The sequence below is a fragment of the Roseovarius azorensis genome (assembly GCF_900109455.1).
Taxonomy (GTDB): domain Bacteria; phylum Pseudomonadota; class Alphaproteobacteria; order Rhodobacterales; family Rhodobacteraceae; genus Roseovarius; species Roseovarius azorensis.
Genome location: NZ_FOAG01000005.1, coordinates 271948 through 285580, shown reverse-complemented (window position 1 = coordinate 285580; position 13633 = coordinate 271948). Strand labels below are relative to the sequence as shown.

Sequence of the window (13633 nt, the reverse complement as noted above, 5' to 3'; positions counted from 1 at the left end):
TGCCCTTACCCCATATTGCTGATTGCCACCTGATCCGCGAGTCCGTTTCTGCATATATGGCTGAAGCGCGCGCGGGGCTGACAGGATCTACAAGGCTCCAAATCTAAGTTCGGTTAGATGCTCTGGAACCACCTCAAACATGCATGCATATCCGGAGCCAATAAACAATTACAACCTTACCGAGAATTTGTTAAAGGTTCCTTTGGTGATTCTTTGGTAAGTTGCTTGGAACTCAAAACCGGATGCACTCGACCCGCACGTTACAGCGTGTCGCAGTACTGACTGTGACCTACAACAGCCACAATATTCTGCCCGGGATGCTAGCATCATTGCCGCATGGGGCAGACTGCACAGTCATTGATAATAACTCGACCGACCACGCCGCGCTATTGAACGTGGTCCGACAGTACGACGCACGATTGATCCGGAACAATAAGAATGTGGGCTTTGGCACCGCCTGCAATATCGGTGCAGCCCATACTGAAACCGAATTCTTTTTGTTCCTTAATCCCGATGCCAGACTTGAGGCTGGTGCGCTTGAGGCGTTGGTGATCGCTGCTGATACGCATCGCGATGCCGTAGCCTTCAATCCAGCAATCAGCGGCACCAACGGGCGGCCCTATTTCAAACGCGGTAGCGTTTTGCTGCCGAAGCGCGAAAAGCTGCCCTCGGGTTGGCCCGAAACCGACTGCAGAGTGCCCGTGCTGAGTGGCGCAGCCTTGTTCGTGCGCCGAACGGCATTCGAAGCGGTCGGCGGTTTTGACCCGGCGATTTTCCTATATCACGAGGACGATGATCTGGCCCTACGCCTGCGCACGCAATGCGGCCCGTTAATGTTCGTGCGTGCGGCAAGGGTCATGCACGACGCCGGCAATTCCACCACGCGCTCGTCGCAACTGGCGGCGTTCAAGGCGTTTCACATGGGACAGTCAAGGATCTATGCCTTGCGCAAACACAAACGAACTGGCGCAGAGCGAAAAGCACTGATCTCGGCGTTCTGGCAACGGGTCTCGCCCGTTGCCCTGATTTCCGCACGCAAGCGCGCCAAACAAACAGCCTTTCTGCGTGGCGTATTGGGAGCTATGCAAAACAAGGCGGGACCATGAGCAAGATTCCGTTTGGAAGATGAAGCGGTCTCAGAAAGTCGGACGGTACAATGTTTAGGAGATCCCCAGAACTCTTCCACTCCCTTTCCGGGTGGGATCAGGCGGGCAGGGTCCCCGCCGCCCGACCCTAGAGCTGTGTTGCGCCTGCCCACGAGTTATCGGAGAGCAGTGCGTCGATGACGAGGGAATTTCGTCATGGACGGCCTTGGTGGCCCGGGTCAGCGGGCGGCTGGAGTGGTGCACCAGATGCGCGCTGCTCCACAGGTTGGGCGTTTCGAATTCCAGGCAGGCCAGACGTCCGCGTGCGACGTCCCTGGCGATGGTGTGAAACGGCAGGATCGAATAGCCACAGTCGATGCTGACCAAGCTCTTGATGTTGGCACAGCTGTCGATCTCGATGGCGGGATCCACGTGGATGTTGCGTTGATCGACTTTCCGTTCCAGCATGATCCGCAGACCATGGGCATCACTTGGCAGAACGAGCGCGTTTCATCCGGACGCGGGCCGACCTCACCGAGATGGAAGCGAAGACGTTTCAGGGGCGGCAGGCGAGCGGCGCCATCGTCGCGCGCGCCGACGCCGCCTATGCGCCGCCGAAGAAGCGCAACAGCCGCTTGGCTAGGAAATCCGGCGCTTCCTCCGGGATGAAATGGCCGCAGTCTGGCACGATCTCCGCCTCGACCTGGTCGGCCACCCGGCGTAGCGATTCGCCCACTTCGGCGCCACGACCGAAGGCTTTGGCTCCTCCGATGCCAAGCACCGGCATCGGCAGTTTGCCCTGCGCGATCCGGTCGCGGTTGTCGGCGATATCCTGCGGCAGGGTCCGGTAGAGCTCAAGCCCGGCGCGCATCGCGCCGGGCTGTTCGTAGGTGCGCAGATATTCCGCCAGATCTGCGGGGCCAACGGCATCTGGGCGATGGGCGAAGTTACGGTAAAACCAGCTGAGGTAAATCTTTTCGCGGCCCTGGATCAGCGCCTCGGGCAGATCGGCTGTCATGTGGAATGCATGATGCCAGCGCCGCCCGCCCTGGGAAAATCCCTCGGCACCGTCGCCGGGGATGACTACGTCCAGAATGGCAAGTCTCAGGACCGCACCGGGATGCGCGGCGGCCAGTGCAAAGGCCGTGGGCCCGCCCCAGTCGTGCCCGACCAGATGGAATTCCTCCACCTTGAAATGATCGTGCATCAGCTGCCACAAATCGCCGGCCAAGGTGCGCTTGTCATAGCCGGTTACCGGTCGCGAGCTGTCACCCATGCCGCGCAGGTCCGGGGCGATGACATGGTAATGCCGGCTCAGAGCCGGAATGACGTGGCGCCATTCGTACCATGTCTGTGGCCAGCCGTGCACCAGCAGCAGGTGAGGACCATTGCCGACTTCCACATAATGCATAAATACCTCGTCGAGTTCAGCATAACCGTGCTTCAGCACCTCAGATGCCATGGTCGGATCCTCCATTGTAGGCGGCAAATCGGGGTAAGCCGCGGGTGTCAAAAGTTCAGGGACAGGTCACGATGACTGGACATGCAGCCCGCGATGAATCGCGCCTGGTCTTCTGACAGCTTCGGCTGGCTGCGGGCGCCGATCGTGTCGCGGATCGCGGCTTCGAATACGCGCAGGCCAGGGCCCGCCGTCTCTGCCGCGCGCGTCCGCCAGGTAATTTCCGCGTCGATCAGCGCGCGTGCTTCTGCCATCGGCCCACTGATGTCCTTGCCGTCCGACTGGGCGCGCCTAGTATCCTGCAGGGCAGAGGCGATGTCGCGCCCGCCCGGAATGTCGCGGGCTCTCGCCGACAGTCCTGCGAGTCGGTCGGCGGTCAGGTCGCTGGCGGTTGCTGGCAGATCGGCGCGCAGCGCCTGCAGCGCGTCGATCGCGTGCAGCATGGCAATCGCCTCGGCCGCCGGCGCATAGGCCGAATCCGCGGCCCGCCGGTATTGCAGTCGCGCCGTTTGCGCGGCCTGCGTCAGTTTCTGAAAGGTGCTTTCCACTTCTTTCCAGCTATCGGGTATACGCGCCAGCAGCACGGCGACCTCTGCCTTCAGCACGCCAATGTCCTGTTTCCAGTCCGACACGAGGTCGTGTTCCTTGCCGCGGGCGCGGCGGATTCGGAGTTCGAGCTGGTCTATCGCGGCTTCATGTTGGCGGATGTCGCTCTCGATCTGGCGCACCCTGTCGTGCAACGGTCGATAGGCGGGCGCCTGGTCCGTGATCTGCGCGTTGGCGCGCGCCACCTCGGCTATCAGGCCGAGGCTCCGCTCTGCCTCGGTAAAACTGCCCTGCAGCGACTGGCGCAGCGGATCCGGGAAGGCTGCCAGATCCAGGTTGCGGGCCGCGGTAATCGCGGCGATGATATCTGCGCCGTGCCGGTTGAAACGGTCGCGCACATACTCTTCCAGGCAGGGCTGCAGCCGCGGGTTGATCGGCGGCGGCGCTGTTGTTCCGCTCAGGGCGATCCGGTTCGGTAGGTGATTCACCAGCGGCGGGTTCCAGGCCATGATCGCCAGCGCCACCAGCTGCAGGACAATAAAGGGCACGACGCCGGCATAGATTTGCAGCGTCCGGACCGAGGGCGGTGCCACCCCGCGCAGGTAGAACAAGGCGAAGCCGAAGGGCGGCGTCAGGAATGAGGTCTGGATGTTCAGCCCGATCATCACGCCCAGCCAAACCGCAGTAATATTGGAGGACGGGTCGGCGAGCAGAATCGGCGCCACGATCGGTACCACCACAACGACGATTTCGATGAATTCCAGGAAGAAACCCAGCAGAAAGATAATGGCCATGACGATCACAAATTTCGACCAGAAACCGCCGGGCATCGACTCGAGGAACCCGCGCACATAGCCCTCGCCACCGAAAGCGCGGAAGGCCGCAGTCAGCATCGCTGCTCCCATCAGAATGACGAAAACCAGTGCGGTGGTCTTCGCGGTCTCGATCATCGCACCTTTCAGCGTGTCGTCGGTTCGATAGACGCGCCAGGTGCTCCATGTCAGGGCTACGGCAAAGCCGACGCTGCCAAACCCGGCGATGACGACCCCGGCCATGCCGGCCGTCGAAATTTCGCGGATATTGGTGCTGAAAACCGCCTTGGCGATGAAGATTGCCGCGAGCGAAGCCAGCGCCAGAAACAGCGGATAAAAGGTATCCCGCCGCCCGGGCCGGAGCCGGTATCCCGCCATGATCAATGTACCCGCGGCGCCGATCGCGCCGGCTTGGGTGACCGTGGCCACCCCGACGATGATCGAACCGAGCACGATGAACACCAACGCCAGCGGCGGCACCAGCACAAGCAGCACAGCGCCAACGAACCGGTGATCACGCTTGCCCTCGAAGGGAACCGGCGGCGCCTTGGCCGGGCGCAGCAGGGCATAGATCAAGATAAAGCCCATATACATGGCGACCAGCACCAGTCCCGGCACCAGTGCACCGAGAAAAATCTCGCCCGCACTGGTCGAGGTGACATCGAATTCCGACGGCATCGACAACTCGCCCGTCGCTGCCTTGTAGAGCGCCTTGCGCGCCGTTGAGGCCTGATCTACAGCGCTGGCCAATTGATCGGACAGGATGATGAGCACGATCGACGGCGGAATGATCTGGCCAAGCGTGCCAGAGGCCGCGATGGTTCCGGTCGCTAGTGGCTTGGAATAGCCGTGCTTTAGCATCGCGGGCAGGGAAATCAGCCCCATCGCCACGACGGTGGCCCCCACGATCCCGGTAGTCGCCGCCAGCAAGGCGCCCACGAACACCACCGAAATGCCCAACCCCCCCGGCACCGACCCGAAGAGTTGCGCCATCCGGATCAGCAAATCCTCGGCGATCTTGGAGCGTTGCAGCACGACGCCCATGAAGATGAACAGTGGGATCGCGATCAGAGTATCACGCTCGGCCTCCCAGTAGATGCCGCGGAAATTGGTAATGCCGGCGCTGAGCCATTGCATAGGCTCGCCCTCGGCAAAAAAGGTGGCCGCATCCCCGGCCAACGACCAGCCCGCCAAGGCTGCAACACCAATCGTCAGTATCGCCGATCCGGGCAAGGCAAATGCCACCGGATAGCCCGAGAGCAGCGCCAACGCGACCAGCGCAAACAGCAGAAATAGAAAATAGAGTTCCATCGCGCACCCGACCTCAAGCGACCGCGCCGACGTGGTGATCCTCACGCCCGCCTGGATCACCGCGCATATCCGCCACCGCCTCGAACAGCGAGGCCACGAATTCGATCAGCATGGTGACGGCAAAGACGCCGAGCAGCCCGGCCAGCAGGTATTTCGTCTGCATGCCGAACCCGGTCAGCGTGGTTTCGAAGATCAACAGCGGCGCATTGATGATGCCGGTCGGGCTCCACATGCCGACCAGCAGGACGGTCCAAGCAACCGTCATTCCCAGCACCACCGCGCCCCAGGCATTGATCCTACCCTGCCCCCGGCGGCTGAACCCGGCATAGAGCACATCGACCCGCACATGGCCGTCCTCGCGCATGGTATAGGCGCTGGCGAGCAGAAATAGCGCCGCGTACCAAAGCCGCACCAAGTCCGCCATGAACGCCTGCTCGTAGGAAAATACGAAGCGTGAAAACACGATCAGCAGTTCGGCAAGCACCACCAGCAGCGCAAGCCAGTGAAAGCCGGGCGTGCGGCCGAAACAGGCAATCAGCGCGCCTGCCGCAATTGCCGGTAGGTGAACATGCAACCCGCGATAGGCCGACCGCGACAAGTCACTGGCCAGATCAGAGCCTGCCACCGCCACCAACAGACCCTCGACTCGCAGAAAGGAAATCACCGCATCGGACAGTCCGACAATGACAACCGCCCAGAAGGCCGCGCGCAGCAGGTAGCCGTTGGCCGCAGAGATGGTGCAGGCATCGGCACGCAGTGTCCGCCGGCGCGTGCGCGCTACATACGCCGCCGCCGCCCCCGGTAGCAGACCATAGAGCATGAACTGGGCCCAGCCCCAGGCGGAGACATCGCCAGCGCCGCCCCGAAGGATCAGAGCGGCGCCCGGCAGTTTCACAAAGAACGTCAGCACGACATTGAGGATAAAGGCCGCCATAACCGCAAGCACGGTCCAGCCGAAAACCCTCGTCAACACGGCGGCAGTCGGCGGATGACCTGAATATGTATGATCCGGTAGTGTCATGCCCCCTCCGCGGCCGCGGTCCCGGATCGGTCGGCGCCCCGCCAAACTTCAGCCCGGCCCGCTGATCCGTGGCGTCCCGGTCAGAGACCGATTACACGGTTGCGCTTGTTCGAATAGCCGATGTCGCCCAGCTTCATCCATCCCCCGACCTCATCGCGCGCGGTCTCCATGCTGTCATAGACACGCTTGGCGAGCGGGCTGTGCGCCCGCCAGGCTTCGGTCATTTCCAGGGTCGCCTCATACATCGCCTGCACGATGTCGTCGTTGAATTCGCGCAACTCTATGCCATGCTCTTCGATCATCCGGCGCAGGTGCAGGCCGTTGTTGGCATTGGTCTCGGCCATGGCGATCGAGTTTTCCTCGTTGCAGGCGGCCTGGATGATGTTCTGCAAGTGCGTCGGCAGCCCGTCCCACCATGCCCGGTTCATGCCCAGGTTCAGCTGTGCGCCAGGTTCGACCATGCTTGGCCAGTAATAATATTTCGCGGCCTCGAAGAACTTCATGTAAAAGTCGTTGTACGGCCCTACGAATTCGGCCGCGTCAACGGCGCCCGAGATCAGGTTCTCGTAGATCTGCCCGCCGGGCAGCGCCACCACGGAAGCGCCCATCTTGGCGTAAACATCGCCTCCGTCGCCGACCGTGCGGATCTTCAACCCTTTGAAGTCATCGACCGACTCGATCTCCTTATTGAACCAACCGCCCATCTGTACGCCGGTATTGCCGTAGGGCAGGTTCTTCAGGCCGAATTCGCCGGCCACCTCGTCCAGCAACTCCTGTCCGCCGCCGAATTTCATCCAAGCGTCCATCTCGGTATAGGTCAGGCCGAACGGCACTGCCGCAAAGGGTACAAATGCCTGATGCTTGCCCTTCCAGTAATTGTCCACGCCGGAATAGGCTTGCGCTTCGCCGGCGGCGACATGGTCGAAGGCATCGAAGGCGCCGACACGCTCGCCGGCGGCGTAATATTCGACCCGCAGCTCACTGTTGCTAAGCTCCTCAATGCGCTTTGCGAGGCGCTGCGCCGAGGTTCCGAGCCCTGGAAAATCGCGGGGCCATGTCGACACGATGATCATGTCTCTCGAGTCCTGCGCAATGGCTGGCGCGGCTAGCGTTGTTGTAACCGTGGCCCCCGTACCGAGCGCGGCTCCCTTCAGAAAATAGCGGCGTTCCATATATCCCTCCCTGTTTGAGTTGGCGCCAAAGCCGGATTCGCATCGCAGATGGCTGGAGCTTGTCAGTTCTGTTCATACAGTTAGTATGAATAATGGTATTATGATCATCTAAACCTATATGTGTCAACCCGCGTTGCCGCCGGCACGCCGTAGCGGGTTATACTTCTGGCGGCGACGGAGCGTCGATGTCGGGATGTTTGTACATCAGCCCGGCGGTCAGATAGCCGCCGTCTACGTTCAGCGTCGCACCGCAGATATGAGCTGCCTCTTCCGAGGCCAGGTAGGCGACAGCCGATGCAATTTCCTCGGGCGTGCCATAGCGCCGCTGCGGAATCAGATAGTGATAGGCGTCGCGCGTTGCTTGATCGTGCATTTGCACCGCCATTTCCGTGGCAATCGCACCGGGGGCGACATTGTTGATGGTAATCCCGCGGCTGGCAAGCTCCACTGACATCACCTTGGTCATCAGTTCCAGACCGGCTTTGGAAGCCCCATAGGCCGTCCGTCCGATGCCGCCGCGCTGGCCCGACAGTGAGGCGATGTTAATGATCCGTCCATAGCGTTTTTCCAACATTACGCGCACGGCCGCCTGCGCGCAGAGCATCGCGCCGGTCAGGTTGACGCGGAGGATCCGCTCCATGTCTTCCCTAGCGGTCTCCAGGAACAGTTTGGCGGTGCTGATGCCGGCATTGTTGACGTGGATGTCGAGCCCGCCGAACTCCCTGACCGCGGTGGCGGCCAGTTCGGTGGCGTCGGTTTCCTCGCCGACATCCGTTCTCAACGCTAGCGCCCTGCCGCCGGATTGCCTGATCCGAGCGGCGGCCTTTTCGGCGTTCTCGCCGTCGATATCGGACACCACGACCGCAGCGCCTTCTTGCGCCAGTCGCCGGGCGATGGCTTCGCCCATGCCTCGGCCTGCGCCGGTCACGGTTGCAACGCGTCCTTCTAGGTTCATGCGGCGTCCCCCTTTGTTTCAGTTGTTCCGCTTGGTTTCGGGGTGAAGAATGCACGCAGTTCGGCAAGCGTTTCCTCCGGCCGTTCTTCGGGCACGAAATGACCGCAGTCGAGCGCCTTGCCCCTAAGATCATCGGCCCAGTCGCGCCAGATCGCCGGCACATCGTACCAGCGTTCCAGCAATCCCTTGGCACCCCAGAGCACAAGCGTGGGGCAGGTGATCTTGTGGCCCTGATCGCGGTCGGTCGCGTCGTACTCGACATCGATCCTGGCACCGGCGCGGTAATCGTTGCAGGTGGCTCGGATCACTTCGGGCTGGCGGTAATAATGCAGATAGGCTTCCACCGCCTCGGGCGTGAATGCATCTTTCGGTGCAAGCCCGCTGGCCAGACGGTGCCAGAAATAGTCAGGGTCGGCGCCGATCACGCGTTCCGGCAGATCGTCGGTCTGGGCCAGGAAGAACCAGTGCCAGTAGCCCAAGCCAAAGGTCTTGTCGGCTCGCCAGAAACATTCTCCGGTCGGGATGATGTCGAGGATTGCCAGTTTCCGCACACGCTCCGGATGATCCAGCGCCATGCGATAGGCGCAGCGCCCGCCGCGGTCATGTCCGGCAACGTAGAATTCCTCATGCCCCAGCGCGCGCATCACCGCGACCTGGTCACGCGCCATGCTGCGCTTGGAGTAGGTCACGTAATCGGGTGTGGTTTCCGGCTTGGAGCTTTCGCCATAACCGCGCAGATCGGTGGCGACGACAGTGAACTCCTCTGCCAGCCGGGGCGCGATCAGGTGCCACATCACATGGGTCTGCGGATAACCGTGCAACAGCAGCAGCGGCGGGCCACTGCCACCCACGCGAGCATGTATTAGTACGCCGTCGCAGTCGATGGTGCGCTGCTCAAATCCTTCAAACATCATGTGCTCCTCCGGTGCTTGTGGCGGTCTGATTCACGGGACGCTTCCGCGGGGGTATCCGGCCGGAGCGGACGCCCGCGTCGAACACCATTCGAGGGCCAGCCATTCAACTGCTCATAGAAGATATACTAATAATATAAGTAATGATCATTACACAAAGAGTGACCTCCGGTCAAGCGCTACCTCAATCTCGTCTGCCGCCGACTGGTTATGCACAGCGCCAGAAGCTGGCCAGGCAATCGCTGCCTGCTCGGCAAGGCCGGTTGTCCGCGCCAATTCGCGCTGGCAGCGTCGGTCGATACACAAAAGAAAGTCGAGATCATACGGGATTTGCATGCGCCTACACCCAGGTGCGCCCCGATGGTTTCGTCCGGTTTCAATTGAAACAATGCTTGGGTTCGGGGAAGGTCCCGTCCTTGACGTCTTTGACGAAAGCGGCCAGCGCGGCTTGCACCGAGCCGGCCTGTTGCATGTAGTTCTTGACGAAGCGGGCCTTCTTGCCCGGGTAGATGTCCAGCATGTCGTGCAGGATCAGGATCTGGCCGGAACAGTCCGGCCCGCCGCCGATGCCGATGGTCGGGATGCCGATGGCTTCGGTCACCGCCTTGCCCAGCCGCGACGGCACGCATTCCAGCACGATGGACGCGGCGCCGGCCTGTTCCAGCAGCTTCGCCTCGCGGATGATCCGTTCGCCGGCGGCGTCGGTCTTGCCCTGGACGCGGAACCCGCCCAGCTGGTGCACCGCCTGCGGCGTCAGCCCGAGGTGCCCCATCACCGGAATGCCGCGGTCGACGAGGAATTTCACGGTCTCGGCCATGGCCTCGCCGCCCTCGGCCTTGACCATATGGGCGCCGGCAGCCATCAGCCGGGCGGCGCTGTCGAAGGCTTGCACCGGGCTGGCCTGGTAGGCGCCGAACGGCAGGTCGCCGACGATCAGTGCCTTACGCGATCCGCGGGCCACGCATTCGGTGTGATAGATGATATCATCGAGCGATACGGCCAGGGTGGAATCGCGGCCCTGCACAACCATGCCGACGGAGTCGCCGACCAGCAGGATCTCGACCCCGGCTTCGTCGCACAGCGTTCCGAAGCTGGCGTCGTAGCACGAGGTCATGGCGATCTTCTCGCCGGCGCGGTACATCTTGTGTAAATCGGTAACGGTCAATGCCATGGAATGGTCCTTTGCAGTCTGTACGGTGGCAAGAGGGGAGGGCGACGGCGGCTCAGCCGCCGACTACGCGCAGGGTGCCCTGCCGTCCGCCGGTCAAGGCCCTGATGCGCGACACGATGCTGTCGCAATCTATCCCGAAGTGGCGGTATAGGTCGCCGATGGTACCGGTCTGGCCGAAATGCTCGACCCCAAGCGGGATCGTCTGGTGGCCGCGCACGCTGCCCAGCCAGGACAGGGTGGCCGGGTGACCGTCGATCACCGTGACGATGCGGCAATGCGCGGGCAGGTCCTGTAGCAGGCGTTCGACATGCGACTGGGCGCCGTGACTGCCGCGCACCCGCGCCCGCTGCGCCGCAGTCCAGCCCGCGTTCAGACGATCGGCCGAGGTGATCGCCAGAACCCCTACATCACGTCGCTCTTCGCCGATCAGGCCGGCGGCCATGATCGCCTCGGGCGCGACCGCGCCCTGATAGGCGATGACCAGCTCGCAATTCGGGCCGGGCGGACGCAGCCAGTAGGCGCCGTCGATCGTGCCCTGGCGGAAATCGTCATCGGCCCGCCGCGCCGGCTGTTCGATCGGATTGGTCGTGAGCCGCAGATAAACCGAGCCGCCGGTCTCGTCCCGCAGCCAGGTGCGTTCGTCGAGGTCGCTGCCGCCGGTGCGCTGCAAGTAGTCGAAGGCCCATTCCATGATCACCGCCAGTTCGTCGGCGAAGGCCGGCTCGAACGCCGCGAGGCCGTCCTGACTCATGCCAATCAGCGGCGAGCCGATGGACTGGTGCGCGCCACCCTCGGGCGCGAGCGTGACGCCGGAAGGCGTGCCGATTATCATGAATCGAGCGTCCTGGTAACAGGCGTAGTTCAGGGCATCCAGCCCGCGCGCAACGAAGGGGTCGTAGACCGTGCCGATCGGGATGATCCGCTTGCCGAACAGCGAATGCGACAGGCCGGCCGCGCCCAGAAGCAGAAACAGGTTCATCTCGGCGATGCCCAGTTCCAGATGCTGACCCTCGGGACGGAATTCCCATTTCGCGGTCGAGGGGATCTTGTTCTCAATGAAGGTGTCGGCCTGTTCGGCGCGGGCAAACAGCTTGCGCCGGTTGACCCAGGGGCCCAAGTTGGTGGTGCCAGTCACATCCGGCGAGGTCGTCAGGATGCGGTCCGCCAGCGGGCTGTCGCCCCTGGCCAGTTGATCAAGGATCTTGCCGAAGGCCATCTGAGTCGAGGTTTCCTTGTCCGGCTTGCCGCCGGCGCTATCGATCGCTGGAACTGGCAGGGTGGCGTCGCTGTAACGCCGCCGCCCCTTGGCGAAAAACGGCACCGCGTCGAGGTAGCCCTGAAGCGAGGCGCGATCCTCGACTGCGGCGAACGGGTCCCACTCCTGGCCCTCGGGAATGCCCATCCGCTGTTGCCAGTCCGCCATTTGCTTCTTGGTCATCAGCCCACCGTGGTTGTCCTTGTGTCCGGCGATTGGCGTGCCCCAGCCCTTGATCGTATAGGCCAGGAAACAGACCGGGCGGTCGTGATCGATCGAAGCGAACACATCCGCCATCGTCTCGACGCAGTTGCCGCCGAGGTTTTCCATCAGCTCCGCCAGTTCGGCGTCGTTGCGCCGGTCGATCAGCGCGCTGACGTCGCCCTGATCGCCAAGGTCGTCCATCAGCCGTTTGCGCCATACCGCGCCGCCCATGAAGGTTAGCGCCGAATATTCCTGGTTCGGACAGGCGTCGATCCATTCGCGAAGCTTGTCTCCGCCCGGTTCCTTGAAGGCGACGCGCTGCAGGCCGCCGTATTTCACCCGCACCACGTCCCAGCCGAATGCCTCGAAAATCTTTTCGATGCGCCCGAACAGCCCCTCGCGCACGATGCCGTCCAGCGACTGCCGGTTATAGTCGATGATCCACCAGCAGTTGCGCAGATCGTTCTTCCAGCCCTCCTGCAGCGCCTCGTAGATATTGCCCTCGTCAAGCTCGGCATCACCGACCAGCGCGACCATCCGGCCCTGCGGTGCATCTGCGCCCCAAGGTTTCGCGGTGATGTAATCCTGCACCAGCGAGGCGAAAGATGTGATCGCGACCCCGAGTCCGACCGACCCAGTGGAAAAATCCACGTCGTCAGAGTCCTTAGTGCGGCTCGGGTAACTCTGCGCGCCGCCATAGCTGCGGAACTTCTCCAGCTTCTCGCGCGTCTGGTTACCCATCAGGTATTGCATCGCGTGGAACACCGGCGCGGCATGCGGCTTGACCGCGACCCGGTCCTCGGGCCGCAGGGCCGAGAAATACAGCGCCGTCATGATCGACACCATTGAGGCCGAAGACGCTTGGTGGCCGCCGATCTTGATGCCTTCCTCCTTGGGTCGGATGTGGTTCGCATTGTGAACCATCCAATGCGACAGCCACAGCAGCCGCTGTTCTATGATCTTGAGCTGGCTTTCAGTTTTTCCGGTCATGACCTGAGTCTCTGTTTGTGCTTTTTGAGAGCATACGGCATGTCGAGGCGCGTTTTTCGTTTATTTCTCCCCAATAAACCAATAATATTAGCCTAAAACATTATGATATCGGAATTATAAGGTGAAAAATATCACAATCGACGGAATTGACGCCGCAATCCTCCGCGCGCTTCAGGCGGACGGGCGCGCAACAATCAACGACATCGCGGACAGAGTCGGGCTGAGCGCTTCGCCGGTAGCGCGCCGCCTGAGGCGGCTGGAAGACACCGGCGTCATCACCGGTTACAGCGCGCTGATCGACGAGGCCACTCTTGGTTACGGCTTTTCCGTTTTCGTCTCGGTCAAGCTCGACAAGCAGGTGGACGATGCGCTGGCGGCGTTCGAGACGGCCATCGCCGGCTATCCCGAGGTGGTGGATTGTTGGCTGATGACCGGGAACCGGGACTATCTGCTGCGCATCGCCACCGAGGGTCTGGCGGAATTCGAGCGTTTCCTGGTCGGAAAATTCACCAAGACCCCCGGCGTGGCATCCATCGAAAGCTCGATCCCGCTGCGCCGTGTCAAGTATGGCATGTCCCGGTCGCCCTGACGCTTGCCGGACCCTGCGATACAGGACCGCGACCTTCGCGTAACCAACGGCGGGTCCGCGAGCAAAATGACGGGCGACAGTTGATTTTGGGTCGGGAAAGTAGATTCGTGTAAATTATTTTTACAAATTATCCTGATAAAAGGAATGGCCGA

General features: G+C 62.0%; 11 protein-coding genes. 2 read left to right on the top strand and 9 right to left on the bottom strand.

Annotation, left to right across the window (positions count from 1 at the left end):
- Positions 1-284 precede the first annotated feature (284 nt).
- Positions 285-1106 carry a glycosyltransferase family 2 protein gene (locus BSG08_RS10000; RefSeq protein WP_245770656.1) on the top strand — a complete coding sequence of 274 codons (822 nt, stop codon included), beginning with the start codon at positions 285-287 and terminating at the stop codon, positions 1104-1106.
- A gap of 54 nt (positions 1107-1160) precedes the next feature.
- Here the strand turns inward: BSG08_RS10000 and BSG08_RS09995 are convergent, their stop codons facing one another.
- The 9 genes from BSG08_RS09995 to BSG08_RS09950 form a co-directional block, all read right to left on the bottom strand.
- Positions 1161-1583, bottom strand: coding sequence for a LysR substrate-binding domain-containing protein (locus BSG08_RS09995; RefSeq protein ID WP_281248273.1), 423 nt, complete (start codon positions 1581-1583; stop codon positions 1161-1163).
- A 106-nt stretch (positions 1584-1689) separates the two neighbouring features.
- Positions 1690-2547, bottom strand: a complete 858-nt coding sequence (locus BSG08_RS09990) for an alpha/beta fold hydrolase (RefSeq protein WP_093036036.1) — start codon at positions 2545-2547, stop codon at positions 1690-1692.
- A gap of 47 nt (positions 2548-2594) precedes the next feature.
- On the bottom strand, positions 2595-5213 hold the full coding sequence (locus BSG08_RS09985; RefSeq protein ID WP_093036033.1) for a TRAP transporter large permease: 2619 nt from the start codon (positions 5211-5213) through the stop codon (positions 2595-2597).
- A gap of 13 nt (positions 5214-5226) precedes the next feature.
- Complete coding sequence (locus BSG08_RS09980; RefSeq protein ID WP_093035928.1) at positions 5227-6234, bottom strand: TRAP transporter small permease subunit; 1008 nt, start codon at positions 6232-6234, stop codon at positions 5227-5229.
- 80 nt (positions 6235-6314) lie between these two features.
- A complete protein-coding gene (locus BSG08_RS09975; RefSeq protein WP_093035925.1) occupies positions 6315-7406 on the bottom strand; it encodes a TRAP transporter substrate-binding protein in 1092 nt (363 codons plus the stop codon).
- Positions 7407-7563: 157 nt separating this feature from the next.
- Positions 7564-8361: an SDR family NAD(P)-dependent oxidoreductase gene (locus tag BSG08_RS09970; RefSeq protein ID WP_093035922.1), complete on the bottom strand. Its 798-nt coding sequence runs from the start codon at positions 8359-8361 to the stop codon at positions 7564-7566.
- Entirely contained in the window at positions 8358-9272 is a 915-nt protein-coding gene (locus BSG08_RS09965; RefSeq protein WP_093036030.1) for an alpha/beta fold hydrolase, read from the bottom strand. Before BSG08_RS09965 ends, BSG08_RS09970 begins: the two co-directional genes overlap by 4 nt.
- Positions 9273-9648: 376 nt before the next feature.
- A complete protein-coding gene (gene panB / locus BSG08_RS09955; protein ID WP_093035876.1) occupies positions 9649-10443 on the bottom strand; it encodes a 3-methyl-2-oxobutanoate hydroxymethyltransferase in 795 nt (264 codons plus the stop codon).
- A gap of 52 nt (positions 10444-10495) precedes the next feature.
- Positions 10496-12892, bottom strand: a complete 2397-nt coding sequence (locus BSG08_RS09950; protein WP_093035916.1) for a 1-deoxy-D-xylulose-5-phosphate synthase N-terminal domain-containing protein — start codon at positions 12890-12892, stop codon at positions 10496-10498.
- Between the two features lie 121 nt (positions 12893-13013).
- Here BSG08_RS09950 and BSG08_RS09945 point away from each other — a divergent pair, with 121 nt between their 5' ends.
- Complete coding sequence (locus BSG08_RS09945) at positions 13014-13481, top strand: Lrp/AsnC family transcriptional regulator (RefSeq protein WP_093035913.1); 468 nt, start codon at positions 13014-13016, stop codon at positions 13479-13481.
- Positions 13482-13633: the final 152 nt, after the last annotated feature.